The sequence below is a fragment of the Micromonospora rifamycinica genome, assembly GCF_900090265.1.
Lineage (GTDB): Bacteria > Actinomycetota > Actinomycetes > Mycobacteriales > Micromonosporaceae > Micromonospora > Micromonospora rifamycinica.
On record NZ_LT607752.1, the window covers coordinates 223,916 to 247,980 of the forward strand.

At 73.4% G+C, this 24,065-nt stretch carries 23 protein-coding genes; 17 read left to right on the top strand and 6 right to left on the bottom strand.

Annotated elements, in window-relative coordinates; translation table 11 throughout:
* Window positions 1-39: 39 nt before the first annotated feature.
* On the bottom strand, window positions 40-1,011 hold the full coding sequence (locus GA0070623_RS00745) for a PaaX family transcriptional regulator (RefSeq protein WP_067313898.1): 972 nt from the start codon (window positions 1,009-1,011) through the stop codon (window positions 40-42).
* Window positions 1,012-1,097: 86 nt separating this feature from the next.
* Between GA0070623_RS00745 and GA0070623_RS00750 the strand changes: the two genes are divergently transcribed.
* On the top strand, window positions 1,098-1,997 hold the full coding sequence (locus GA0070623_RS00750; RefSeq protein ID WP_067313895.1) for a DUF2336 domain-containing protein: 900 nt from the start codon (window positions 1,098-1,100) through the stop codon (window positions 1,995-1,997).
* A 266-nt stretch (window positions 1,998-2,263) separates the two neighbouring features.
* Window positions 2,264-2,899, top strand: coding sequence for a TetR/AcrR family transcriptional regulator (locus tag GA0070623_RS00755; protein ID WP_067313893.1), 636 nt, complete (start codon window positions 2,264-2,266; stop codon window positions 2,897-2,899).
* Between the two features lie 33 nt (window positions 2,900-2,932).
* Here the strand turns inward: GA0070623_RS00755 and GA0070623_RS00760 are convergent, their stop codons facing one another.
* The gene (locus tag GA0070623_RS00760) at window positions 2,933-4,081 is read right to left on the bottom strand and encodes an acyl-CoA dehydrogenase family protein (RefSeq protein ID WP_089003849.1); all 1,149 of its coding nucleotides are present in this window, start codon (window positions 4,079-4,081) and stop codon (window positions 2,933-2,935) included.
* Between the two features lie 203 nt (window positions 4,082-4,284).
* Here GA0070623_RS00760 and GA0070623_RS00765 point away from each other — a divergent pair, with 203 nt between their 5' ends.
* Window positions 4,285-4,770: a MaoC family dehydratase gene (locus GA0070623_RS00765; protein WP_067309653.1), complete on the top strand. Its 486-nt coding sequence runs from the start codon at window positions 4,285-4,287 to the stop codon at window positions 4,768-4,770.
* A 16-nt stretch (window positions 4,771-4,786) separates the two neighbouring features.
* On the opposite strand, the gene GA0070623_RS00770 is transcribed toward GA0070623_RS00765, so the two are convergent.
* Genes GA0070623_RS00770 through GA0070623_RS00780 form a run of 3 tightly spaced genes read right to left on the bottom strand, consistent with a single transcriptional unit; the run spans window position 4,787 to window position 6,851 of the window.
* Window positions 4,787-5,302 carry a flavin reductase family protein gene (locus GA0070623_RS00770; protein ID WP_084261364.1) on the bottom strand — a complete coding sequence of 172 codons (516 nt, stop codon included), beginning with the start codon at window positions 5,300-5,302 and terminating at the stop codon, window positions 4,787-4,789.
* Window positions 5,299-6,117, bottom strand: a complete 819-nt coding sequence (locus GA0070623_RS00775; RefSeq protein ID WP_067309646.1) for a VOC family protein — start codon at window positions 6,115-6,117, stop codon at window positions 5,299-5,301. The genes GA0070623_RS00770 and GA0070623_RS00775 overlap by 4 nt, the downstream gene beginning before the upstream one ends.
* On the bottom strand, window positions 6,117-6,851 hold the full coding sequence (locus GA0070623_RS00780; protein ID WP_067309643.1) for an enoyl-CoA hydratase/isomerase family protein: 735 nt from the start codon (window positions 6,849-6,851) through the stop codon (window positions 6,117-6,119). Before GA0070623_RS00780 ends, GA0070623_RS00775 begins: the two co-directional genes overlap by 1 nt.
* A 190-nt stretch (window positions 6,852-7,041) precedes the next feature.
* On the opposite strand from GA0070623_RS00780, the gene GA0070623_RS00785 reads away from it, so the two are divergent.
* The 11 genes from GA0070623_RS00785 to GA0070623_RS00835 are packed head-to-tail and all read left to right on the top strand — an operon-like array spanning window position 7,042 to window position 19,201.
* The gene (locus tag GA0070623_RS00785; RefSeq protein WP_157517559.1) at window positions 7,042-8,565 is read left to right on the top strand and encodes an ABC transporter substrate-binding protein; all 1,524 of its coding nucleotides are present in this window, start codon (window positions 7,042-7,044) and stop codon (window positions 8,563-8,565) included.
* Between the two features lie 2 nt (window positions 8,566-8,567).
* Complete coding sequence (locus GA0070623_RS00790) at window positions 8,568-9,413, top strand: ABC transporter ATP-binding protein (RefSeq protein WP_084261362.1); 846 nt, start codon at window positions 8,568-8,570, stop codon at window positions 9,411-9,413.
* The gene (locus GA0070623_RS00795; protein WP_067309637.1) at window positions 9,410-10,333 is read left to right on the top strand and encodes an ABC transporter permease; all 924 of its coding nucleotides are present in this window, start codon (window positions 9,410-9,412) and stop codon (window positions 10,331-10,333) included. The genes GA0070623_RS00790 and GA0070623_RS00795 overlap by 4 nt, the downstream gene beginning before the upstream one ends.
* A gap of 2 nt (window positions 10,334-10,335) precedes the next feature.
* Window positions 10,336-11,226, top strand: a complete 891-nt coding sequence (locus GA0070623_RS00800) for an ABC transporter permease (RefSeq protein WP_067309634.1) — start codon at window positions 10,336-10,338, stop codon at window positions 11,224-11,226.
* On the top strand, window positions 11,223-12,014 hold the full coding sequence (locus tag GA0070623_RS00805; protein WP_067309632.1) for an ABC transporter ATP-binding protein: 792 nt from the start codon (window positions 11,223-11,225) through the stop codon (window positions 12,012-12,014). The genes GA0070623_RS00800 and GA0070623_RS00805 overlap by 4 nt, the downstream gene beginning before the upstream one ends.
* Window positions 12,015-12,031: 17 nt before the next feature.
* A complete protein-coding gene (locus GA0070623_RS00810) occupies window positions 12,032-13,510 on the top strand; it encodes a zinc ribbon domain-containing protein (protein ID WP_157517558.1) in 1,479 nt (492 codons plus the stop codon).
* Window positions 13,500-14,684, top strand: coding sequence for an acetyl-CoA acetyltransferase (locus GA0070623_RS00815; protein WP_067309625.1), 1,185 nt, complete (start codon window positions 13,500-13,502; stop codon window positions 14,682-14,684). The genes GA0070623_RS00810 and GA0070623_RS00815 overlap by 11 nt, the downstream gene beginning before the upstream one ends.
* Entirely contained in the window at window positions 14,681-15,601 is a 921-nt protein-coding gene (locus GA0070623_RS00820) for an SDR family NAD(P)-dependent oxidoreductase (RefSeq protein ID WP_067309622.1), read from the top strand. Before GA0070623_RS00815 ends, GA0070623_RS00820 begins: the two co-directional genes overlap by 4 nt.
* A gap of 32 nt (window positions 15,602-15,633) precedes the next feature.
* Entirely contained in the window at window positions 15,634-16,128 is a 495-nt protein-coding gene (locus GA0070623_RS00825) for a VOC family protein (protein WP_067309619.1), read from the top strand.
* A complete protein-coding gene (locus tag GA0070623_RS00830; protein ID WP_067309615.1) occupies window positions 16,128-17,651 on the top strand; it encodes a class I adenylate-forming enzyme family protein in 1,524 nt (507 codons plus the stop codon). The genes GA0070623_RS00825 and GA0070623_RS00830 overlap by 1 nt, the downstream gene beginning before the upstream one ends.
* Complete coding sequence (locus GA0070623_RS00835; RefSeq protein WP_067309612.1) at window positions 17,648-19,201, top strand: class I adenylate-forming enzyme family protein; 1,554 nt, start codon at window positions 17,648-17,650, stop codon at window positions 19,199-19,201. Before GA0070623_RS00830 ends, GA0070623_RS00835 begins: the two co-directional genes overlap by 4 nt.
* Window positions 19,202-19,228: 27 nt before the next feature.
* Here GA0070623_RS00835 and GA0070623_RS00840 read toward each other — a convergent pair whose 3' ends face one another.
* Complete coding sequence (locus GA0070623_RS00840) at window positions 19,229-20,209, bottom strand: MBL fold metallo-hydrolase (protein WP_084261361.1); 981 nt, start codon at window positions 20,207-20,209, stop codon at window positions 19,229-19,231.
* A gap of 68 nt (window positions 20,210-20,277) precedes the next feature.
* Between GA0070623_RS00840 and GA0070623_RS00845 the strand changes: the two genes are divergently transcribed.
* The 3 genes from GA0070623_RS00845 to GA0070623_RS00855 are packed head-to-tail and all read left to right on the top strand — an operon-like array spanning window position 20,278 to window position 24,056.
* Window positions 20,278-21,825 (top strand): AMP-binding protein, encoded by a 1,548-nt coding sequence (locus GA0070623_RS00845; RefSeq protein ID WP_067309605.1) that lies wholly within the window; start codon window positions 20,278-20,280, stop codon window positions 21,823-21,825.
* 33 nt (window positions 21,826-21,858) lie between these two features.
* On the top strand, window positions 21,859-23,010 hold the full coding sequence (locus GA0070623_RS00850) for an acyl-CoA dehydrogenase family protein (RefSeq protein WP_067309602.1): 1,152 nt from the start codon (window positions 21,859-21,861) through the stop codon (window positions 23,008-23,010).
* Window positions 23,011-23,024: 14 nt separating this feature from the next.
* Complete coding sequence (locus GA0070623_RS00855; RefSeq protein ID WP_067309599.1) at window positions 23,025-24,056, top strand: acyl-CoA dehydrogenase; 1,032 nt, start codon at window positions 23,025-23,027, stop codon at window positions 24,054-24,056.
* Window positions 24,057-24,065: the final 9 nt, after the last annotated feature.

Consider the following 24,065-nt stretch of genomic DNA (forward strand, 5'->3'; position numbering starts at 1 on the left):
CCCGGCTGGCGGGCCGGGTCCGACGCCCGTCCGGGCCGGTCAGCCGGTACGGCGTGGGACTCCGGGCGGGCCGTCGGCCGGTTCCGGGCGGGTGGCGTCCCGGGTGGCGTCGAAGTGGGTGATCCAGCCGGCGGCGGCCGGCCAGTGCGGGGCAGCCACCTCGACCAGCCGGGCGCGGGCGAGCGCGCCGAGCGCGCCGTGGACGTCCAGGAAGGTCTCCCGGGCCTGCTGGCGGGGCCAGGGCTGCGGCAGCAGATGGGCGGGCAGGTCCGGGTCGGTGTCGGCGAACCGCCGCCAGGAGTCCATCGCGGAGGTGCGCGCCACCAGAGCCGTGGCCGGGTCGACCGAGCCCCGGCGGGCGGCCGCCCGCAACGGCGCGTAGCGTGCGACGAAGGCCGTGTAGCCGGCGGCGAGGCCGGTCAGGTCGTACGCGGCGGCCGGGCCGTGCGGGCCGGACTCCTCGTCGAACCGGGCGTGCAGCACCGACCAGCGCGCCCCCTCGACGGCGTGCAGCAGCGCCGTCAGCTCCTCCCGCACCGGTCCGGCGTGGCTGCCCGGCCGGATCCACACGCTGTCGTAGAGGCCCACGAAACCGTGGCCGGTCAGCGCCCGGCGCACCGCGTGCCGGGCGGCCTGGCCGGAGCTGGGGACCGAGAAGGAGACCACCACCCAGTCTCCGGTCCAGTGTGGTGGGCGTGCGCCGAAGTCCAGGAAGTGCCGCATCCGGGAGCGGTGCCGGGCGATCGCCGCGGGCGTGAGGTGGTAGACCGGCGGCCGGGTGTTACCCCGGGCTGCGATGAGACCACGCTTGACCAGCCGCGACAGGGCCGCACGGGCGCTCGGTTCGGTGATCCCGAACTCCCGCAGCATCGCGATGACCGCCGCCGACGGCAGGTCGGCGTCCGCGGAGTCGAGGTACTCACCGAGCAGGGTGGCCAGCAGGTGCTGCGGGCTCGACCCGAGCTGCGCCCGGGGGGTGCGGACGTCGTCGGTGGGCTGTTCGGCGTTCACCCCGTCAGATTGTCCCACCACGGTGGGGCCGCGCCCGGCCGCCGGGCCGGGGCATCGCCGCTGCGGCCCGTGACATGATGACGCCCATGGGCGAGCAGCAGGACGTCGGCGGGACCGACCGTCACCGTGGGTCGGGCACCGTGGCGCAGGAGGCGACGGACGGCGGGGTCGAGGCCCGGCTCGCCCTCGCCCAGGCTCCCGGCACGACCCACCTGACCCTGATCGACCTGGCCGCCGACCCGTCGCCGGTGGTCCGCCGGGCGGTCGCCAGCCGGCCCGACGCGCCCGCCCAGGCGCTGCGACCGCTGACCCGCGACCATGACCGTGAGGTACGGGAAGCGGTGGCGAGGAACCCGTCGACCTCGGTCGCCAACCTGCTGCGCCTGGTCCGGGACGCCGACCGGTGGGTCCGCTGGGCGGTCGCCGGCAACCCGGCCTGCGACACGTCGGTACGCCGGGCGATGGTCCAGACCGCGGACAAGGAACTCCGTGGTCTGCTCGCCGAGTCGCGGGAACTGGAGCCCGAGCTGGCCGCGCGGCTGGTCGACGACGTCTCCCCCGAGGTGCGGGAACGGCTCGCCGCGCACACCCACGACCCCGAGGTGATCACCGCGCTGCTGGCCGACCGCACGGCCCGGGTGCGCAAGGGGCTGGCCCGCAATCCGCGCACCACCGCCGCCCAGCGCGGCGCGCTCGCCGCAGATCCCGTACCGGACGTCCGTGCCGCGCTGGTGGCCGCCGTCGCGCTGGACGAGGCGGACCTGCGCCGTCTGGTCGACGACCGGTCCGTGCAGGTACGGATGGCGGTGGCGACCTCGGAGCTGGTCCCGGCGCACCTGCGGCGGTCACTCGTCGACGATCCCGACGAACTGGTGGCCGGCGCGGCCCGGGAGTTCCGTCCCGGATCGGTGACGTCCCCGGTGGTCCGCCCGCCGCGGGTCGGTCACCGGGTCGGTCGGGGGCGGTCGGGCGACGCCCGGCGCTGAACCGGTCCGCGCCACCGGTCCCCGTCCTCCGCGGCCGGCGGCGCTGCGGTCCCGGGCCGCACCGGGAACGCGGATCGGGCCGGCTGCCGCGTACCGCCCGTGCGGGGTCGTCGACGGTCGGACACCTTCCCGCGTCGTCGGAGGTGTTCCCCGGCGGGCGGACGAGGCGCGACAATTCTCGGGCGGATTGACCGGGGTGGCTCTCTTCGGTTCCTACCGACCGGACGGTAGCATTGTGTGGCTGTACAGGGGATAGGAGGCCACCAATGGCGCGTGCGACGTCCCGCCCGGAGTCGACCCGACGCCGGCAACGCTGGCCCGACGGGTACGACCCGGAGAACACCCGCAACTCGTTGATCACGAGTGCGCTGGGGTTGATCGAGCAGCGTGGCTTCGACCGTACCTCGGTGCAGGAGATCGCCGACCAGGCGCAGCTCACCAAGGGGGCCTTCTACCACCACTTCGCCAGCAAGGACGACCTGCTGCGGCACATCCAGGAGGAGTACCTGGAGGCGCAGCTCGCCGCCATCCAGAAGATCGAGGCCGACAGCGACGACCCGACCGTCCGGGTACGGGAGCTGATCCGGTTCAGCCTGACCAGCGTGGCCGAGTACCGGGCGCACGTGACGATCTTCTACCAGGAGCGGCGCTACCTCACCGGTGACCTGTTCGCCGAGGTGACCCGCAAACGTGGCCTGGTGGAGGCGGCCTTCGCCGGGATGGTCGCCGACGGGGTGGCCCGGGGGGCGTTCCGCCCGGACGTCGACCCCCGCATCGCCACCTTCGGGCTGGTCGGCATGTGCGCCTGGGCGTACCAGTGGCTCAACGTGGGTGGTCCGCTCAGCGTCGACGAGGTGGCCCGCCAGTTCAGCGCGATGGTGCTGGAGGGCCTGTCCGCCTGACCGCCCGGCGGTGGAGCGGCCGGCGGTGGAGCGTCAGTCCTTGAGGAGCTGGCGGGCCATCACGATCCGCTGGACCTGGTTGGTGCCCTCGTAGATTTGGGTGATCTTGGCGTCGCGCATCATCCGTTCGACGGGGTAGTCACGGGTGTAGCCGTAGCCGCCGAGGAGCTGCACGGCGTCGGTGGTGATCTCCATGGCCGCGTCGGAGGCGAAACACTTCGCCGCCGCCCCGAAGTACGTCAGGTCCGCGTCGCCGCGCTCGGACTTCCCGGCGGCGGTGTAGGTCAACTGCCGGGCCGCCTCCAGCTTCATGCCCATGTCGGCGAGCATGAACTGGATGCCCTGGAACTCCGCCACCGCCTTGCCGAACTGCTGACGCTCCCGCACGTACCCCTTGGCGTAGTCCAGGGCGCCCTGGGCGATACCGACGGCCTGCGCGGCGATGGTGACCCGGGTGTGGTCCAGGGTCCGCATCGCGGTGCCGAAACCGGTCCCCGGCTCACCGATGATCCGGTCGGCGGGGATGCGTACGTTGTCGAGGTAGACCTCCCGGGTCGGGGAGCCCTTGATGCCGAGCTTCTTCTCCGGAGCGCCGAAACTGACCCCCGGATCGGACTTCTCCACCACGAACGCCGAGATCCCCCGCGACCGCGCCGCCGGGTCGGTCACCGCGAACACCGTGTAGAACTCGGAGACGCCGGCGTTGGTGATCCACCGCTTGACGCCGTTGAGCACCCAGTGATCACCGTCACGCACCGCCCGGGTCGTCATCGACGCCGCGTCACTGCCGGCCTCCGGCTCCGACAGGCAGTACGAGAACATCGCCTCCCCGGCCGCCACCGGCGGCAGGTACCGCTGCTTCACCTCCTCCGAGCCCGCCAGGATCAGCGGCATCGTGCCCAGCTTGTTCACCGCCGGGATCAGCGACGACGAGGCGCAGGCGCGGGCCACCTCCTCGATCACGATCGCGGTGGCCAGAGCGTCCGCACCCGCACCGCCGTACTCCTCGGGGATGTGCGGGGCGTGGAAGTCCGCGGCCCGCAGCGCGTCGTACGACGCCCGGGGGAACTCACCGGTCTCGTCGGCCTCGGCCGCGTACGGGGTCACCTTCGCGGCACAGACCTCACGAACCGCCTCACGGATCGCGTCGTGCTCCTCGGGCAACCGGTAGACGTCGAACACCGTAAAACCCCCTCGTCGCCACGCGTCACAGCAGCATACCACCTGGTCGGTATGAAATGTGTCCTTGAACTGTCCCGTCAGCCGGTGTTAGATACCCGCCAGTCGGAATGGCGAGAACCGGATCGCCGCCCGGGGCCGCCCCGGACCGACACCCTGGACCGGACCGACACCCTGGACCCGCCACCTGGAACGGAGCCCCGCCGATGCGCGCCCTGCGACGAACCACCATCGACACCCCGGACGACCTGCTGGCCCTGGTCGGTGCGGAGCTGGGCGTCAGCGCCCCGCGGGTGGTGACCCAGCAGCAGGTCGACCAGTTCGCCGACGTCACCGGGGACCACCAGTGGATCCACGTCGACGTGGAGCGCGCCCGGTCCGGGCCGTTCGGCTCGACCGTGGTGCACGGGTTCCTGACCCTGGCCCTCGTCCCCCGGTTGCTCGCCGACATCCTGGCGGTGCGGACCTTCTCGATGGGGGTCAACTACGGTCTGGACCGGGTCCGCTTCGTCCGGCCGTTGCCCCCGGGTGTCGAGATCCAGGGCACCGCGACCCTCGTCGCGGCGAAGCCGATCGCCCCGGTGGGGGAGGGCGCCGCCGGTGTGCAGGCCAAGGCCTCGGTGGTGGTGGAGTTCGCCGAGACGTCGCAACCCTGCTGCGTGGCGGAGATCGTGTTCCGCTACTACGGCTGAGCCCGGCGACCGGCGCTCACTCGGTCGCCGTGCGGGACGGCGTGACGAACCGGCCCCGGTAGAACGACAGCGCCGGCACGTCCGTCTGCTTCAGGTGCACCTGGTCGACGTCGATCAGGACGATCACGTGGTCGCCGCTGGTGATCACCTGGTCGCGTCGCCCGGTGAGGATCGCCGGTGTGTCGGGCAGCAGCGGCACGCCGTCGACGCCGGGCACCCAGGACACCCCGTCGAGCCGTTGCGCCCCGGACAGCCCCGAGGTGGCGAACCGCCGGGCCACGTCCTGCTGGTCCTGGCTGAGGATGTGGATCGCGATCCGCTCCGACCCGAGCAGGACGGGGAAGCTCGACGAGAAGCTGGTGACGCAGAAGAGCACCTTCGCCGGTTCCAACGAGACCGAGGTGAACGAGTTCACGGTCAACGCGGCGACGGTGCCGTCCGCGGTCACCGCTGTCACCGCGGTCACGCCGGTGGGGAAGTGCCCGCACACCTGGCGGAACTCGGCGGAGTCGAACAGGGGCTCGGCCATCATCGGGTCACCGCCGGATCGCAGGAGTGGTGGTCGGGGCGGAGCCCGGCTTCGAGCTGGATGAGGCACAGGGTGTGGCCACCCGGGTCCTTCACCAGGTGCAGCCGTCCGTGCGGGCTGTCCACCGGCCCGACGGTCGGCAACCCGCCGAGGGCGGTCACCCGGGCCAGCGCGTCGTCGAGGGACGCGACGGTGAAGTAGGTGATCCACGTCGAGGGGATGAGGTTCGGCCAGGCGTTGTCGAGTTCGAGGACCCCGGCGACCGGGACGTCCCCGAGCGTCAGGACGGTGTAGGGGCGGGCCGTCGGCGAGTCATCGCGCTGTTGGGCGGTGTAGCCGAACAGGGCGCGGTAGTAGGCCACCGCCTCGGCGGGCTCACCGGTGTCCAGTTCGTTCCAGCACAGCGCTCCGACCGAGTTGACCGTCTGGACGCCGACGCGGGTCTCGCCCTGGTAGAGGCCGAAGGCCGCGCCGAACGGGTCGACGACCGCCGCGCCGGTGCCGGCCGCCGGCAGGTAGCGCGGGGGCGTGACCAGTTCGCCGCCGAGCGCCACCGCCCGTCGCGCGGAGGCGGCAATGTCGTCCACGGCGAAGTAGGTGAGCCAGCCCCGGGGGCGGTCGCCGTGCAGGGCGGCGGCGTCGGAGATCCCGGCGACGTCCCGCCCGTCGACGCTGCACATCCGGTAGGTGGTGGCACCGAGGCGTTCGGCGCGCACCGTCCAGCCGAGCAACGCGGCGTAGAAGGTCTCGGCCCGTTCCGGGTCGGGGGTGCACAGCTCCACCCAGACCGCTTCGCCGGGCTGGAATCGTCGGGTCATCAGGCTGCTCCCCGGGTGGCCGGGCCCGCGACGATCGTGCGGGCGGAGATGTCGTACGCCCGGTCGGCGGTGCCGGTGGCCAGGCTGGACTCGACCACCTCGACCACCGCCCGCAGGGTGGACCCCGGCACGGCCAACAGGGTGTCCAGGAGGTGGCCCACCGCCCGGTCGAGGTCGTCGTCGGCGACCACCCGGACGACCAGACCCCAGTCGAGCAGTTGCCCGGCGGTCGCGGTCGCCGCGCTGGTGAGCAGGTGGTAGGCGTGCGGCCGGGGCAGCGACCGGGCGACGGTGTGGCCGACGCCGGCCGGGGCGAAGCCGTAGCGCGCCTCCGGGAGGGAGAGCCGGGCGCTCATGGCGGCGACCGGCAGGTGGACGGCGGCGAGCAGGCCGGCGCCGAACCCGATGATCCGGCCCCGGACGCCGGCGACGAGGGGGACGGGCAGCCGCCGGATCCGGTGCAGCGCGTCGTCGCTGGCCCGCAGGTCGGCGGCGACCGCCTCCTGGCTGGCGGCGGCGAGTGCGGTGAAGGAGGAGGTGTCCCAGCCGGCGCAGAAGTTCTTGCCGGCCAGGTCGAGGTGGATGACCGCACACCTGTCGTCGGCGGCGGCGGTTTCCAGGGTGTCGACGAGGTGGTGCAGCGCGGGGAGGTCGAAGCAGTTGCCGCGCGCCGCGTTGTCGTAGCGGACCCGGGCGAGGCGGCCGTCGTGCCCATGGGTGAGGGTGCTGGTCACCGCGGTATCATACATACCGGTCGGTATGAATACAACGCCGCTGGCCGGCGGCCCTGTGTCACGTGAATGTCATGAGCGGGATACCCGGTCGACCCGTTGACTTGATACCGGCTGGTCGGTACTTTGTGGCGAACGTCACCGCCGCCTCACGCGGAGACATGACGGGTCCATCGCAGTGAAGGACACCACGATGATCATGAAATCCCTGCGCTCCCGGCGCTCCTGGGCACTGGCCGCCGCGCTGACCGTCGTGGGCGCCGGCCTCACCGGGTGCGGCGGCTCCGACTCCGACTCCACCGGCTCGTCCCGCACCGCCCCCGTCCGGGCGCTGCTCGCCGCCCAACCGGCGACCCTCGACCCGATCGTCGGCGCTCGCTCCGCCCAGATCGTCTGGGCGACCATGCTCGAACCCCTGATCAACACCGGTGGCGACCTCGCGCCGACCGACACCGGCCTGCTGACGGGCTGGACCCGTACCGACCCGACGACCTGGACGTTCACCGTGCGGCCCGGGATCAGCTTCAGCAACGGCGAGCAGGCCGACGCGGCGGCGGTGGCCAACACCATCACCCTCACCCGCGACAACCCGGCCTCGCAGCTCAAGTCGTACTTCGGCAACGTCACCGCGATCGAGGCGCCCGACGCCACCACCGTCGTGCTCAAGACCAAGACCCCGCAGTACGACATCCCCGACCTGCTCACCACCGTCTACCTGGTGCCGCCGAAGTACTACCAGGAGAAGGGCTCGGAGGGCTTCGCCGCCGCCCCCGTCGGCACCGGCCCGTACGTCTGGTCGGGCGCGAACGCCGGACGGGACATCTCGGTCAAGCGCAACCCCGACTACTGGGGCACCAAGGCGACCAACGAGGGCGTCACCTTCACCTGGGCCAACGAGGCCGCCCAGCGGCTCGCGCTGATCCAGAGCAAGAGCGTGGACGTCTCTTTCGACCTGCCCCCGGCCCAGGCGAGCGCGGCCAAGTCGGCCGGGGTCGAGGTGGTGAGCACCGAGACCGCCATGAAGATCATCGCCTTCCTCGACTCCACCAAGGCGCCGTTCGACGACCCGAAACTGCGCGAGGCGGCAGCCCTGGCCATCGACCGGGACGCCATCGTCAAGGGCATCTTCGACGGCCAGGCGGTCTCCGACGCCGGCCTGCTCAACGTCAAGCCCGGTCAGCAGCCGACGCAGAGCGTGACCGCCGACGCCGCCCGGGCTAAGGAACTCGTCGGCGGGGCCAAGCCGACCGTCCAGATCACCTACCCGGCGGCCCAGTACACCAACATCGAGGAGGTCTCCCAGGCCGTCGGCGGCAGCCTGGAGAAGGCCGGCTTCACGGTCAGCTACGTCCCGCTGGACTACGGCACGCTGGTCAAGCGGATCGTCGGCCGCCAGGTGCCCGGCCTGTCGATCTTCGCCGGGGTGCCGAACGTCGCGGTGCCGGACTACTTCGTCAGCGGCTTCATGAAGACGAAGTCGATCACCGGCAACTGCCCCGACCCGCAGATCGACACGCTCGCCCAGCAGGCCCTGGAGCAGAACGACGCCCAGCAGGCCGCGCCGCTCTACGAGCAGCTCAACACCATCGGCGTGGTCCAGAAGCACTGCTACGTGCCGCTGTACCGGCAGGTGTTCAACTACGCGACCGCCCCCGGCGTCTCCGGCGTGGTGTTCGGCCCGCTGAACACCGTGGACTTCACGAAGACGACCCGCTGACGATGTCCGAGGTAGTGCAGACGGGGGTGCCGGGCGACCTCGCCCGGCACCCCCGCACCCCGGAGTCGGACACCCCCGTGCTGGAGGTCACCGACCTCGTCGTGGAGCACCGCGACGGCGGCAGCGGCGCGCTCTTCCGCGCCGTCGACCAGGTGTCGCTGCGCATCGCGGCCGGCGAGAGCGTCGCCGTGGTCGGCGAGTCCGGCTCCGGCAAGACGACGCTCGCCATGGCGGCCACCGGGTTGGGTCCGCGCGGCCGGGGCGACGTCCGGCTGCTCGGCCACCAGCTCTCGGCGATCAGCCGTGCCCAGCTGCGCCGGCTGCGCCCCGAGGTGCAGGTGGTCTTCCAGGACCCGCACGGCTCGCTCGACCCCCGCCAGTCGGTCCGCTCCGGGTTACGGGAACTGCGGGCGCTGCAACCCGAGCGGACCTCCTGGATCGGCGACGCCGACCTGCTCGGCCGGGTCCGGCTCGCCCCGGACCTGCTCGACCGCTACCCCCACCAGCTCTCCGGGGGCCAGGCGCAGCGGGTCTGCATCGCCCGCGCCCTGCTCATGCGCCCCCGCCTCATCGTCGCCGACGAGCCGACCTCCGGCCTCGACGTCTCCGTCCAGGCCGACGTGCTGGCCCTGCTGCGGCAGATCCGGACGACCACCGGCGCGGCGCTGCTGATGATCAGCCACGACCTGGCCGTGGTCCGCTCGCTCTGCGACGTCGTGCACGTGATGTACCGGGGCCGGGTCGTCGAGTCGGGGCCGTGCGACCGGGTCTTCGACACCCCCGACAACGACTACACCCGCGAACTGCTCGCCGCGATGCCCGGCGCGCGCTGGAGGTCCCGCCGATGAAGGCCCGCACCGTACGCCGCATCGGCGGCCGGCTCGCGTCGCTGTTCGCCTCGCTGCTCATCGCGCTCAGCCTGGCGTTCCTGCTCGGCCGGCTCTCCGGCGACCCGACCGCCACCATCCTCGGCCCGATGGCCCCACCCGAGCAACGCGAGGCGCTGCGCCACCAGCTCGGCCTGGACCTGCCCGTCGCCGTCCAGTACCTCGACTATCTCAAGGGCGTCCTGACCGGCGACCTCGGCCAGTCGTTGCAGTTCTACCAGTCCAACACCTCGATGATCGCCGACCGGCTCCCGTTCACCCTGCAACTCGTCGGTGCCGGCATGGCCCTCGCCCTGCTGGTCGGCATCCCGCTCGGGGTGCTCGCGGCGACCCGGGAGGGCACCTGGTGGGACCGGGCGGCCTCCACCCTGGCCCTGCTCGGCCAGTCGGTGCCGGTGTTCTGGTTCGGGATGATGCTGGTGGTGCTGTTCGCCGTCAAGCTCGGCTGGCTGCCCGCCGGCCAGTCCGGCAGCCCGAAGCACCTGATCCTGCCCGCGCTCACCATGTCGGTCTACCCGATGGCGCACATCGCCCGGCTCACCCGGGCCTCGATGAGCGACGCGCTGGCCGAGCCGTACATCGACGCCGCCCGCGCCCGGGGCGTCAGCACCCGCCGGGTGGTGTGGCGGCACGCGTTCACCAACGCGATGATGCCGATCCTGACGATCGTGGTGCTGCAGACCGGCATCCTGCTCTCCGGCGCGGTCGCCGTCGAGTACGTCTACTCCTGGCCGGGTCTCGGGCAGCTCGCCCTGCAGGCCATCCAGTTCCGCGACTTCCCGCTGGTGCAGGCGATCGTCGTGTTCGGCGCGCTGGTCTTCGTCGTGCTGAACCTGCTCGTCGACGTCCTGCACTCGATCGTCGACCCGAGGGTGCGGTGAGCATGAGCCAACTCGAACTCGATCCGGTCACCGCCGCGGTGCCGCCGCCCCGGCGGGCCACCCGTCGCCGGCGTACCTCGGTGTTCTGGCTGGCCCTGCCGCTGGCGGTGACCGCCGTCGCGGTGTTCGTGCTGCCGCTGACCGGGCTGCTGCCCGACGCCGGCCAGGACCTCGACGCGACCCGCCGGCCGCCCGCGTTCCTGGCCGGCGGCGACTGGGCGCACCCGCTCGGCACCGACAAGCTCGGCCAGGACCTGCTCACCCAGTTCGTCTCGGCCGGTCGGCTGACCATCGTGATCGGCCTGGTCGGCGCGCTCGTCGCGATCGGCCCCGGCACGCTGCTCGGCCTGCTGGCCGGCTACTTCCGGGGCTGGGTCGACCGGGTCATCTCGATCCTCATCGACGCCCAGCTCGCCCTGCCGTTCATCCTGGTCGCCCTCGCCATCATCGCCAACCGGGGCAGCTCGCTGCCGGTGCTGTTCCTGGTGCTGGCGCTCACCGGCTGGGCGGTGTGCGCCCGGGTCACCCGCTCCGCCACCCTGGCCATCCGGGAACGCCAGTTCGTCGTCGGCCTGCGCGCCGCCGGCGCGTCCGAGCCCCGGATCGTGTTCCGGCACATCCTGCCCAACCTCGCCGGCACCATCGTCGCCCTCGGCACCCTCCAGGTCGGCACCGCGATCCTGGTGGAGAGCGCGCTGAGCTTCCTCGGCCTGGGCGTGGTGCCGCCGATGAACAGCTGGGGCTCGATGCTCGCCTCGGGCCAGGACGAGCTGAGCCAGGCCTGGTGGATCGCCTTCTTCCCCGGCCTCGCCATCACCGGGCTGGTGCTGCTGGTGAACCTGCTCGGCGACGCCCTGCTCACCCACCACGACCCACGGAAGAGGCGGCGATGAGCGCCCTGCTGGAAGTCCGCGGGCTGTCCATCACCGCCCGGCTCGCCGTCGACGACCTGCGGCTGCTCGACGACGTCGACCTGGAGATCCGCCGCGGTCAGATCGTCGGCGTGGTCGGCGAGTCCGGCAGCGGCAAGACCACCCTGGCCCGCGCCGTCGTCGGCCTGCTCGACCGCAACGTCCGGGTCGACCACGGCACCGTCGCGGTCGCCGGCGAGCAGGTGGTGGCCCCCGGCGTCGACCGGACCGACCGGGTCCGGGGCAGCGCCGTCGGCATGGTGTTCCAGGACGCGTCACGGTCGTTGAACCCGCTGATGAGGGTCCGCACCCAGCTCGCCGAGGTGCTGCGCCGGCACGTCCGCGACATCACCCGGGCCGAGGTGGAGCGCCGCTCGGTGGAGGTGCTGGCGCAGATGCGGATCGACGATCCCGGCCGGGTGCTGGCCAGCTATCCGCACCAGCTCTCCGGTGGCCTGCGGCAGCGGGTCGCCATCGGGCTCGCCGTGGTCACCCGCCCCGCGCTGGTGATCGCCGACGAGTGCACCACCGCCCTGGACGTCACCACCCAGACCAAGGTCGTCGACCTGTTCCGCACCCTGGTCGACGAACTCGGCATCGGCCTGCTCTTCGTCACCCACGATCTGATGCTCGCCAGCGACCTGTGCGACCGGATCGCGGTGATGAGCGGCGGCCGGGTCGTCGAACAGGGCGACGCGCTGACCGTGCTGGACCACCCGCGGCAGGACTACACCCGCCGCCTGCTCGCCGCCATCCCCTCGTGGAGCTGAAGGAGAACCCGCGACCCATGCCCGAGCAACCCGGCATCGACGCCTACGCGGCCTACCTCCCGGCGTACGCGCTCGACGACAACAGGCTCGACCCGACCACCCCGGCCCGTGCCGGCGGCCCCGCCCGCAGCGTCGCCGGCCACGACGAGGACGCCGTCACCATGGCCGTCGAGGCGTTGCGGCACGTCGCCGCCGCCACCCCGGCCGGCCGGCACCTGCTGCTGGCCACCACCAACGCGCCCTACGAGGCGAAGACCTCCGCCGGGGTGGCGCACGAGGCGCTGGGGCTCGACCCCGGCGTCACCGCGCTCGACCTGCGCGGCCACCGGGCCGGGGCGTCCGCCCTCGACCTGGCCCTGCGGGGCGTCGCCACCGCGGCCCTGGCCGACGTGCGTACCACCCGGCCCGGCGCCCCCGACGAGCTGGCCCAGGGCGACGCCGCCGCGGCGTTCGTCGGCGGCCGGCGGGCCGCCGTGCTCCTCGCCCGCGCCGGCCACACCGCCGAGGTGCTGGACCGCTGGCGACTGCCCGGGGAACGGCACGACCGGGTCTGGGACGAACGGTTCACCGCCGAGATCCTGGTCGCCGCCGGCCTGCACACCGCCCACCGGGCCCTGGCCGAGGCGTCCCTGGACACCGTCGACCAGGTGGTCGTGTCGTCGTCGAACCCGCGCGCCGCGGCGGCGCTGCGCAAGGCGCTCGGCGGCGCGACAGCGCTGCGCACAGCGTCTGGCGGCGCGACAGCGCTGCGCACAGCGTCTGGCGGCGCGGGTCAGGACGCGGCCGTCGAACGGGCCACCGGCTTCACCGGCGCCGCCCACCCCGGGCTGCTGCTCGCCGCCGCCCTCGACGAGGCGCAGCCCGGACAGACCATCCTGCTGCTGTCGGCCACCGAGGGCGCCGACGCGTTCGTGCTGCGGGTCGGCGACGGGGTCCGCGCCGCCCGGGGCGGCCCGTCGGTCCGCGCGCAGCTCGCCGCCCGGCAGCGTGTCGGCTACGGCCGCTACCTGCGCTGGCGGGGACTGCTCGACGTGCAGGGTCCGGCCCGGCCGGCGGCCCCCGCCCCGGCGGCCCCGCCGATGCACCGCCGGGCCGGCTGGAAGTACCGGCTGGAGGGCAGCCGGTGCGACGCCTGCGGCCGGGTCACCACGCCACCCGGCCGGGTCTGCGCGTCCTGCGGCATCGTCGGGGCGGGCACCGCGACCGGGAAGGTGTCGCTGCGCGAGCGCACCGCCCGGGTGGTCTCGGTGACCCGGGACCACCTGACGACCATGCCGGAACCGGAGGTGGCGATCGTCGTCGCCGACGTGGACGGCGGCGGCCGGCTCAGCGCGTACGCCACCGACGTGGCACCCGGCGACGTGACGGTGGGGATGGCGATGACCCCCGTCTTCCGCCGGCTCTGGACCACCGACTCGATCCACAACTACTTCTGGAAGCTCCGCCCGGCACCCGCGGACGCCGCGCCAGGGAAGGACACCGCCGATGGCCAGTAGGCGCACCACCCACGACGTCGCGATCGTCGCGATGGGCTGCACCCCGTTCCGGGACCACTGGAACTCCTCCGCCGACGACCTCCTGGTCGACGCGGTGCAGGAGTGCGTCGGGTCGCTGACCGACGTCACCCTCGACGACGTCGACGCGTTCTGGGTCGGCACCCAGGGGTCGGGGCTGTCCGGGCAGACCCTGGCCCGCCCGCTGCGGCTGGTCGGCAAGCCGGTGACCCGGGTGGAGAACTACTGCGCCACCGGCTCCGAGGCGTTCCGCAACGCGGCGTTCGCGGTCGCCTCCGGGGCGTACGACATGGTGATGGCGACCGGGGTGGAGAAGCTGAAGGACTCGTCGTACTCCGGGCTGTCGGCGGTCTTCCCACCCGCCGACGGCACCGACGTCGACTGGACCGCGCCGGCCGGGTTCTCCCTGCTCGCCCCGGCCTACCAGGCCGCGTACGGGATCGACGAGCGGGAGATGCGCGCCGCGATGACGAAGGTCGCGGTGAAGAACCACGCCAACGGGGCGCGCAACGACCGCGCCCAGTTCCGTCGGGCGGTTACCGCCGAGACGGTGGAGCGGTCGCCGCGGATCGCCGGGCAGCTCGGCGTGATGGACTGCTCCGGCGTCTCCGACGGCGCGGCGGCGGCGATCCTGGTCCGGGCCGAGGACGCCCACCGGTACACCGACCGGCCGGTCTACCTGCGCGGGATGAGCTTCGTCGCCGGGTCGGGGGCCGGCCTGGCCGCCGACGGCTACGACTTCACCAGCTTCCCGGAGGTGGTCACCGCCGCCCGCGAGGCGTACGAGCAGGCCGGGGTGACCGACCCGGCGGCGCAGATCTCGCTGGCCGAGGTGCACGACTGCTTCACCCCGACGGAGGTGGTGCTGATGGAGGACCTCGGCTTCTCCGCCCGGGGCAGGGCGTGGCGGGACATCCTCGACGGCCGCTACGATCCCGACGGGGCGCTGCCGGTCAACACCGACGGCGGGCTCAAGTCGTTCGGCCACCCGATCGGCGCGACCGGGCTGCGGATGATGTTCGAGTGTTTCACCCAGCTACGCGGGGAGGCCGGCCCACGGCAGGTGCCCGACGCCCGGCTGGCGGTGGCGCAGAACCTCGGCGGGCAGCCCGGTTCCTGCGTCGCGTTCGTGGCGGTCCTGGGGAACGAGCGATGAGCGCCCGGGTCACCCTCGACGGCCGGGTCGTCGTCGTCACCGGCGCGGGCAACGGCATCGGCCGGGCGCACGCGCTGACCCTCGCCGCACGGGGCGCGTCGGTGGTCGTCAACGACCTCGGCGGGACGGTCGACGGCTCGGGGTCCTCCGGTGCCGCCGAGCGGGTCGTCGCGGAGATCCGCGCGGCCGGCGGCACCGCCGTCGCCTCGACCGACTCGGTGGCCACCGCCGCCGGGGGCGCGGACCTGGTCGGCCGGGCGATCGACGCCTACGGCCGGCTCGACGCGGTCATCCACAACGCCGGCATCCTGCGCGACCGGACGCTGGCCAAGATGTCCGACGAGGACGTCCGCGCGGTGCTCGACGTGCACCTGGCCGGGGCGTTCCACGTGCTGCGGCCGGCCTGGCCGCACCTGGTCGCCCAGGGCTACGGCCGGATCGTGCTGACCAGCTCGTCGTCCGGCCTGTTCGGCAACTTCGGTCAGGCCAACTACGGCGCGGCCAAGGCCGGTCTGATCGGGCTGATGAACGTGCTCGCGCTGGAGGGCGCACGCCGGGGCATCCTGGTCAACGCGATCGCGCCGACCGCCGCGACCCGGATGACCGAGAACCTGCTCGGTGAGCTGACCGAGCGGTTCGACCCGCAGCACGTGGCGGCGGTGGCGACCTTCCTCGCCTCCGAGCAGTGCCGGCTCAACCGGCACATCCTCACCGTCGGCGGGGGCCGGGTCGGGCGGATCTTCCTGGGCGTCACCCCCGGCTGGTACGGCGGTGCCGAGCCGGCCTCGCCCGACGACATCCTCGACGCGGTGGACGACATCTGCCGGCTCGACGACTTCATCGTGCCGGACAGCGGCGCCGACGAGGTCACCCTGATCCAACGGGTCCTCGGCGGGCCGGCCGGACCGTCCGCCTGACCCGGCGCGAACCCCACAGGAAGCGAGGCACCATGCCGGTCAGCGAAGTGCACCACGTGGCGATGACCGTCTCCGACGTCGACCGCGCCGCGGACTTCTACGAGCGCGCCCTGGGTTACCGCCGGACGCTGCGGACCGACGTCGGCGGGCCGGGGATCGAGGTGTCGCTGGGGTTGCCCGCCGGCACCACCGGCCGGGTCCAGTACCTCCAGGGCCCCAGCCGGGTCGGCCAGCTCGAACTCATCGAGTGGAACGGCGTGAAGACCCGCACCGCCACCGCCGGCCACCTGGAGCTGGGCACCTTCCTGCTCAGCTTCGAGGTGCCCCTCGACGAGCTGGACGACCTGCACCGGCGGCTCACCGAGCTGGGCGCGCAGTGCCTGTCCGCGCCGAACCGGGTGCTGCTGGACAACTACGGGTACATCACCGCGTTCGCCGCCCGGGATCTCGACGGCAACCTGCTGGAGTTCGTGTCGCTGCCGTCCCGGGAGGAGATCCTGGCGCGGCGGCGGGGGAGCGGCGACTGATGGGCGGGAGCAACTTCACCGAGACGCTGCGCCGGCAGGCGTTGCGCCGGGCCGACGCCGAGGCCCTGGTCGACGGGGACGCCCGCTGGACGTACGCCGAGCTGGACGCCGACGTGGACCGGCACGCCGCGGCCCTGCGCGACGCCGGCATCGCCGACGGCGACCTGGTCGGGGTGCTGGGCCGCAACACCGCCGGCTACGTCATCGCGCTGTTGGCGCTGAGCCGGCTCGGCGCGGTCTCGGTGCCGTTGAACTGGCGGCTGCACGTCAACGAGCAGGCGTACGTCCTCGACCAGGCCGGCGTCAGCGCCCTGATCTACCACGACGACTTCGCCGCCGACGCGGCCCGGCTGGCCACCGTGACCGGGGTGCGGAAGCTGGTCGCCACCGGGGACCACGTCGTCGGCGACGCCCGCCGGCTGGCCGACCTGCTGGCCGGTCAGCCGGCCGGCGTCCGGGTCGCCGACGCGGAGAAGAGCCCCGCCGACGTGCACCGGCTGCTCTACACCTCGGGCACCACGGCCCGCCCCAAGGGGGTGGTGCACACCTGCGGGAACCTCACCGCCAACCACTTCGCGCAGGTACTCGAACTGGAGCTGACCGCCGCCGACCGGATCCTCGTCTCCGCGCCGCTGTTCCACGTCAGCGGGCTGGAGGCGCCGGGGCTGGCGACGTTCGTGGCCGGCGCGACGATGGTGCTCACCCCGACGTTCAAGCCGACCGACATCGCCCGGATCGCCGACGGGGAGCGGATCACCGGCATGGTGCTGGCCGCCCAGATCCTGTTCGGGCTGCTCGACCTGGACGACCCGCCGGACCTCGGAACGCTGCGCTACCTGCTCTTCGCCGGGGTCGCGCCGAGCGTGCGCCAGGAGGTGAAGCGGCGGCTGCCGCACGTCCGCCTGATCGACACCTTCGGGATGACCGAGCTGTGCAACGGGGTCTGCTACCTCGACGCCGCCCACGAGCAGAGCAAGCTGGGCGCGCTCGGCGCACCGTTCCCCGGGGTGCGGATCCGGATCGTCGACGAGCACTTCCGGCCGGTCGGCCCGGACGTCGAGGGGGAGATCGTCGTGCAGGGGGAGAAGGTCTCGCCCGGTTACTGGAACGACGACGAGGCCAACCGGCTCAGCCGGCGCGACGGCTGGTTCCGCACCGGCGACGTGGGGCGGATCGACGCCGACGGCTACCTGTGGTTCGTCGACCGCCGGGCCGACCTGATCAAGTCCGGCGGGGAGAACGTCGCCAGCGCCGAGGTCGAACGGGTGCTCGCCCGGCATCCCGACGTCGCCGAGGTCGCCGTGATCGGGGTGCCGGATCCGCGGTGGGACGAGGTGCCGAAGGCGTTCGTCGTGCTGCGCCCCGGCGCGACCGGCACCGCCGAGGAGCTGCGGGCGCACTGCCGGGCCGAGCTGGCCCGCTACAAGGTCCCCCGGGACGTGCAGCTCGTGACGTCGCTGCCGCGCAACGACTCCGGCAAGGTGCTGAAGAAGGCGCTGCGGGAGACGGCGGTGTCCGGGTGAGCACCGCGAACATCGCCGCGATGCTGGCCGGCAACGCCCGCCGGTTCGGCGACGCCGACGCGCTGGTCTTCGAGGACCGCCGGTGGACCCACCGGCAGCTCGACGACGACGTCAACGCCCTGGCCGCCGGCCTGACCGCCGAGGGGGTGGGCCGGGACAGCCGGGTGGCGATCGTGGCCGACAACGTCCCCGAGTTCCTCGTCCTCTCGCTGGCGCTGGCGAAGCTCGGGGCGGTCTTCGTGCCGCTGAACTACCGGTTGACGGCGGGGGAACTGGCTCGGCTGCTGGCGCACGCGCGGGTCGGGGCGGTCGCCACGGTGCCGGAGTTCGCCGCGCTCACCGCCGCCGCGCTGGCCGACCTGCCGCAGGTGCGCCGGTTCGCGTTGGAGCCGATCGACGACGGCTGGACCGACGTACGGGCGCTCGTCGCGGCACACCGGGGCGCGCGGGTCGCCGACGTGGCCCTCGACGACGCGGCGCTGCAACGGATCGTCTACACCTCCGGCACCACCAGCCTGCCCAAGGGGGTGCTGCTCACCCACGGCAACGTGAACATGAACATGCACGCCCAGATCGTCGAGCTGGGGCTGCGGCCGACCGACCGGATCCTCAACGTCGCGCCGCTCTACCACGTCGGCGGCACCGACCTGCCCGGCTACGGCATCTGGCACGTCGGGGGCACCATGGTGCTGCACCGCCGGTTCGTGCCGGCGGCGGTGCTGCGGGCGATCGGGGCAGAGCGGATCACCGGCATGGTGGTGGCGGCGACGATGCTGGACATGGTCCGCCGCGAGTCCGCCGCCGTCGACGCCGACCTGTCGTCGGTGCGCTGGCTGATCTTCTCCCAGGTGACCGCGGCGCTGTTCGGGGTGGCCCGGGAGCTGTTCCCGAACGCCCGGCTGATCGAGGGGTACGGCCTGACCGAGACCTGTAGCGGGCTGACCTACCTCGACGCCGCGCACCAGGAGTCCAAGCAGGGCTCGGTGGGCCTGCCGGTGCCGTGGGTCCAGGTCCGGGTGGTCGACCCGGCCGGCGCCGACGTGCCGGTCGGTGCGGACGGCGAGGTGGTCGCGCGCGGGCCGAAGGTGAGCCCCGGCTACCTCGACGATCCGGCGGCGACCGCCGCCGCGTTCCGGGACGGCTGGTTCCACACCGGCGACATCGGCTGCTTCGACGCCGACGGCTACCTCTACATCCGTGACCGGCTCAAGGACATGATCCGCAGCGGCGGGGAGAACATGTCCAGCGCCGAGATCGAGAACGTGCTGGCCGACCATCCACTGGTGCTGGCCGCGTCGGTGGTGGCCGCGCCGCACCCGGTGTGGCAGGAGGTGCCGGCCGCTTTCGTGGTCGCCCGGCCGGGCCTGACGCCCGAGGCGCTGATCGGGCACGCCCGGGAGCGGCTCGGCCGGTTCAAGGTGCCGAAGGAGGTCTACCTGGTGCCGGAGTTCCCCACCAACCCGTCGGGCAAGGTGCTCAAGCGGTCGCTGCGGGAGCTGCGGTCGACGCTGCGTCCGGACTGGACGTACGACGACGCCCGACGCGACTGAGGCCGCGCCGGGCGGGCCGCCCCGGCGTCACCGGTCGGCGGTGGCGTGACGCAGCAGGGCCAGGGTGTGCACGAGGGCGAACCGCCGGGTGCCCCGGCCCAGCTCGTCCCACGGCTTCTTCCAGGTCATCCGCCGGGCGAGGTCCCACGCGGTGACGCCGTCGCGGACCAGCCCCCGGACCGTCTCGACCTCGTCGTGGTGGAACGCCGCGAGGGCCTCGGCGCGGGCGGCGACGTCCCGGTAGGGGAACTGGTGGGCGGGGCAGGCGATGGCGGCCCCGAGGTCGCGCAGGCTGGCCAACGTCCGGAACAGGTCGGCGGCCGGGTCGTCCGCGGGGCGGCTGACGATGGCGAGCTGGGTCGGCCCCTCGGCCATCATGGTGTCGCCGGTGAAGACCAGGCCCCGGCTGTCGAGGTAGACGGTGTGCCCGTAGGTGTGCCCGGGGGCGGGCAGGGCGCGGAGGGTCACCTCGCCGAAGCGGAGTTCGGTCTCACCGGTCAGGGCCGTGTCGAGCCGCAGGTTCTCCGGGTGCGCGGCGACGGCGACCGCGTCGGCGTACATGGTGGCGACGACGTCGGGCGGGGCGCCGGTCAGGTCGAGCGCGGCGCGCAACTGATCGAGGAAGGTGCCGCGCCGCCGGTGCATGGTGGCGAAGTCGTCGGCGTGGCCCATCACCACCCTGGCGCCGGAGGCGGCCCGGACCCGGTCGGCGAACCCGACGTGGTCGGGGTGGTTGTGGGTGATCAGGACCGCCGCGATGGCGTCGACCCGTTGGCCGATGGCGGCCACCGACCGCTGGAAGGACGCCCAGCAGCTCGGGTGGTCGTAGCCGGCGTCGACGAGGACCAGCCCGTCGCCGGTCTCGATCAGGAAGACGGTGATGGACCGCAGGGCGCTGCCGTGCAGGGGCACCGGGACGGCCCAGACACCGTCGACGACCTGGGCGGGGACCGGCACCTGACGGGTCCGCCAGGCGGTGGCGTGGGCGTCGCTCACGGGTCTGGACATCGTCGGACGGCTCCCTTACTGTGGGACACCAACATACCGGATGGTCGGAATCTAGCTCAAGGAGTCCGATGAGCGAGGAGCGGACCGGGTTCCGGCTCTGGGCAGCCGCGGAACCGGACCTGTGCGCGATCGTGACCGCCGACGACCGGCGGATCTCGTACGGTGACCTGTACGCCGAGGTGAACCGGCTCTCGCACGGGCTGCGCACCCACGCGGGCCTGCGGCCCGGCGACACGGTCGCGGCGGTGATGACCAACAGCCCCGGCCTGGTCGCGCTCTATCTCGCGGCGATGCAGTCCGGGCTCTACCTGGTGACCCTCAACTACCACCTCACCGCGCCCGAGGTCGGCTACGTCCTCGCCGACAGCGAAGCCCGGGTGGTGGTCGGCTCCGCCCGGGTCGAGGACGTCGTGGTGGACGCCGCCGGGGAGGTGCCCGGCATCCAGGTCTTCGTCGACGGGACGCCCGGCACCGACCGGGCCCGACCGCTGTCGGCGCTCACCGTCGGCATGCCCGCGACCAGCCCGGAGCAGACCCCGGCCGGTTCGCTGATGATGTACACCTCGGGCACCACGGGCCGGCCGAAGGGGGTCAAGCGCCCGCTCAGCGGCGTCGACGCGGACACCGGCGCGCTGACCTACGTCTGGCTGTTCCGCGAGTTCGGCATGGAACGCGACGCGTTCGCGTCCTGGCTGGTGTCGGCACCGATGTACCACTCGGCCAACATCACCCCGGCGATGGGCGCGCTGCACGCCGGCGGCACCATGGTGCTGATGGACGGCTGGACGCCGGAGGGCTTCCTGCGCCGGGTCCAGCAGTGCCGGGTCACCGGGACCAGCATGGTGCCGACCCACTTCTACCGGCTGCTGCAACTGCCCGAGGCGGTGCGCGTCGGCTACGACGTCTCCTCGCTGCGCTACGTGCTGCACGGCGCCGCGCCCTGCCCCCGCGAGGTCAAGCAGCGCATCCTCGACTGGTTCGGCCCGGTGGTCTACGAGTACTACGGCTCGACCGAGGTCGGCACCACCGTTGCGCGGCCCCACGAGTGGCTGACCCACCCGGGCACGGTCGGTCGACCGGCCTCGATCTCCACCCTGCGCATCCTCGACGAGCTGGGCAACGAGGTGCCCGTCGGGCAGACCGGCATCGTCTACATGCGACAGGGCGACGACCGGATCGAATACCACAACGACCCCGGCAAGACCGACGGCGCGCGCCGCGACGGCCTGCTGACCGTCTGGGACGTCGGCCATGTCGACGCCGACGGCTTCCTCTACATCACCGGCCGCGCGGCCGAGCTGATCCTGGTCGGCGGGGTCAACGTCTACCCGGCCGAGATCGAGGCGGCGCTGATCGGCCACGACTGGGTCGCCGACGTCGGCGTCGTCGGGGTGCCCGACCCGGAGTTCGGCGAGGTGCCCCAGGCGCACGTCGTGCTCACCGACGCCGCACCCGACCCGGACACGGCCGTCGCGCAGCTGCGCCGGTACCTCACCGAGCGGCTGGCCAAGCCGAAGCGTCCGCAGTCCTACGTCGTGCGCGACGCGCTGCCCCGCGACCCGAACGGCAAGCTCTACAAGGCCCGGCTCGTGCCCGCCGGGGAGGCCGGGGCATGACCGGCGACACCGACGACCCGCAGGGGGGTGGGCATGGACTTCGCTGACAGCGAGACCGACCTGGAGTTCCGGCGCGAGGTCGGCAGGTGGCTCGACGGGGCGCTGGCCGACGTGCCCGACCAGGAGGAGCTGACCCAGGACGAGCGCGAGCACTGGTCCCGGGTGTGGCAGGACCGGCTCTGCGCCGGCAACTGGGCCGGGCTGTCCTGGCCGGCCGCCCACGGTGGCCGGGGGATGGACGCGCTGGCCCAGGCCGTCTTCAACGAGGAGGCCGCGGTCCGCGGTGCGCCGTACCCGCTCAACGGGGTGGGCATGATGCTGGCCGGGCCGACGATCATCGCGCACGGCACCCAGGCCCAGCAGGCCCGGCACCTGCCCGGCATCCTGCGCGGCGACGAGTACTGGTGTCAGGGCTTCAGCGAGCCCGGCTCCGGTTCGGACCTGGCGAGCCTGAGCACGGCGGCGACCCGGGTCGACGGCGGCTGGCGGATCAACGGGGCCAAGATCTGGACCTCCAACGCGCACAACGCGTCGCGGTGCCTGCTGCTGGCGCGCACCGACGCCGCCGCGCCGAAGCACCGGGGCATCACCTACTTCCTCGCGCCGATGGACGGCTTCACCGTCCGGTCGCTGGAGATGATCAACGGGGACACCGAGTTCAACGAGATGTTCCTCGACGACGTGTTCGTCGCCGACGACGACGTGCTCGGCGGGGTCGGCAACGGCTGGACCGTCGCGCTCACCACGCTCGCGTTCGAACGCGGCAGCATGGCGCTCAACCTCTGGGTCTGGGCCCGCCAGGCGGTCGACCGGTTGGTCGACGTCGCGGTCGACCGGGGGGTGGCCGACGACAGCGCGTTCGTCGACGCGGTGGGCGCGTTGCAGTGCGACGCCGAGGCGGTCCGGATCGGGTCGATGCGGATGCTCGGTGAGAGCCGGGCCGGCGGGGTGCCGGGGCCGGAGACCTCGGCGCTCAAGAGCCTGTGGGCCCGGGTGGTGCAGCATGCCAACCGGCTCGCCGTGCAGCTCGACGAGGCCGGCGGGGTGCTGGTCGACGGCGACGGCGCGGCCGCCCGGATGCGCCGCTACCTGCGCGCCCGCGCCCACACGATCGAGGGCGGCACCGAGGAAGTCCAGAAGTCGATTCTCGCGGAGCGGGTGCTGCGCCTGCCCCGCTCACGCTGAGCGGAAGTGGTCCCGTGCGCGCGACATTCACCGAGGAACAGCAGGAGATCGGCCGGACCGTGGGCGCGCTCGCGGACGCCGACCGGGGTACCGCCCGCGCGGCGCTGTCGGGCCGCTGGCAGGCCCCGGCGGGGGACGGACCCCTGCTGCGCGACTTCGGGCTGCTCGGGGTGCCCGAGCAGGCCGGCGGCATCGGATCGAGCCTGATCGACCTGCTGGTCGCCGTCGAGGCGCTCGGCGAACGGCTGGTGCCGAGCCGGTTCCCGGCGCACGCGGCGGCCGTCCAACTGCTCTGCGGCGACGCGCGGCGCACCGGCCCGCTGCCGGACGAGGTGCTCGACGGCCGCCGGGTGCTCACCTGCGCGGTCGACGTGCCGGGCGGCTCCGGCTGGGCCGACCGGGAGCCGTCGGATCCGCTGGTGCGGACCCTGGTGCCGTACGCGACGCAGGCCGACGGCGTGGTCGCGCTCGGCCCGGCCGGGGTCTGGTTCGCCGACCCGGTCCGGGTCACCGTGCGGCAGTCGGTGGACCCGTCGGTGCCGCTGGCGGACCTGACGGTGGCCGCGCCCGAGCGGACGCAGCCCGCCGGGGCCGGCCCGCTGCGGGCCGCGCTGGTGGTGGCGGCCGAGCTGTGCGGGGTGGCGCAGGGGGCGGTCGACCTGGCCGCCGAGCAGGCCCGGACGCGCCGCCAGTTCGGTCGGGTGATCGGGGAGTTCCAGGGGGTGGCGTTCCCGCTGGCCGAGGCGGCCACCGCCCGCAAGGCGGCGTGGGACCTGACCCTCTACGCGGCGTGGGCGGTCGACACCGGTCGTCCGGACGCCGGGATCCAGGTGCACGCGGCCAAGGCGGCGGCCGGGCAGGCGGCGGTCTTCGCCGCCGAGCGGTGCATCCAGGTCCACGGCGGGATGGGCATCACCATGGAAGCGGACCCGCACCTGTTCCTGCGCCGGGCGTTCGTGCTCGACGCCCGGTGCGGGCGGGGCTCGTGGCACCGTCGGCGGACCGGGGAGCTGCGCATCCGGTCACGCCGGACGGCACCCGCCTGACCTGCGGAA

What these genes read in the sequence shown, in the direction of transcription:
- GA0070623_RS00840 (WP_084261361.1), bottom strand. Translation starts at nt 20,209, where the DNA reads ATGTCCAGACCCGTGAGCGACGCCCACGCCACCGCCTGGCGGACCCGT.
- GA0070623_RS00800 (WP_067309634.1), top strand. Translation starts at nt 10,336, where the DNA reads ATGAGCCAACTCGAACTCGATCCGGTCACCGCCGCGGTGCCGCCGCCC.
- GA0070623_RS00750 (WP_067313895.1), top strand. Translation starts at nt 1,098, where the DNA reads ATGGGCGAGCAGCAGGACGTCGGCGGGACCGACCGTCACCGTGGGTCG.
- GA0070623_RS00765 (WP_067309653.1), top strand. Translation starts at nt 4,285, where the DNA reads ATGCGCGCCCTGCGACGAACCACCATCGACACCCCGGACGACCTGCTG.
- GA0070623_RS00795 (WP_067309637.1), top strand. Translation starts at nt 9,410, where the DNA reads ATGAAGGCCCGCACCGTACGCCGCATCGGCGGCCGGCTCGCGTCGCTG.
- GA0070623_RS00845 (WP_067309605.1), top strand. Translation starts at nt 20,278, where the DNA reads ATGAGCGAGGAGCGGACCGGGTTCCGGCTCTGGGCAGCCGCGGAACCG.
- GA0070623_RS00850 (WP_067309602.1), top strand. Translation starts at nt 21,859, where the DNA reads ATGGACTTCGCTGACAGCGAGACCGACCTGGAGTTCCGGCGCGAGGTC.
- GA0070623_RS00825 (WP_067309619.1), top strand. Translation starts at nt 15,634, where the DNA reads ATGCCGGTCAGCGAAGTGCACCACGTGGCGATGACCGTCTCCGACGTC.
- GA0070623_RS00790 (WP_084261362.1), top strand. Translation starts at nt 8,568, where the DNA reads ATGTCCGAGGTAGTGCAGACGGGGGTGCCGGGCGACCTCGCCCGGCAC.
- GA0070623_RS00830 (WP_067309615.1), top strand. Translation starts at nt 16,128, where the DNA reads ATGGGCGGGAGCAACTTCACCGAGACGCTGCGCCGGCAGGCGTTGCGC.
- GA0070623_RS00815 (WP_067309625.1), top strand. Translation starts at nt 13,500, where the DNA reads ATGGCCAGTAGGCGCACCACCCACGACGTCGCGATCGTCGCGATGGGC.
- GA0070623_RS00775 (WP_067309646.1), bottom strand. Translation starts at nt 6,117, where the DNA reads ATGACCCGACGATTCCAGCCCGGCGAAGCGGTCTGGGTGGAGCTGTGC.
- GA0070623_RS00755 (WP_067313893.1), top strand. Translation starts at nt 2,264, where the DNA reads ATGGCGCGTGCGACGTCCCGCCCGGAGTCGACCCGACGCCGGCAACGC.
- GA0070623_RS00770 (WP_084261364.1), bottom strand. Translation starts at nt 5,302, where the DNA reads ATGATGGCCGAGCCCCTGTTCGACTCCGCCGAGTTCCGCCAGGTGTGC.
- GA0070623_RS00810 (WP_157517558.1), top strand. Translation starts at nt 12,032, where the DNA reads ATGCCCGAGCAACCCGGCATCGACGCCTACGCGGCCTACCTCCCGGCG.
- GA0070623_RS00820 (WP_067309622.1), top strand. Translation starts at nt 14,681, where the DNA reads ATGAGCGCCCGGGTCACCCTCGACGGCCGGGTCGTCGTCGTCACCGGC.
- GA0070623_RS00805 (WP_067309632.1), top strand. Translation starts at nt 11,223, where the DNA reads ATGAGCGCCCTGCTGGAAGTCCGCGGGCTGTCCATCACCGCCCGGCTC.
- GA0070623_RS00785 (WP_157517559.1), top strand. Translation starts at nt 7,042, where the DNA reads ATGATCATGAAATCCCTGCGCTCCCGGCGCTCCTGGGCACTGGCCGCC.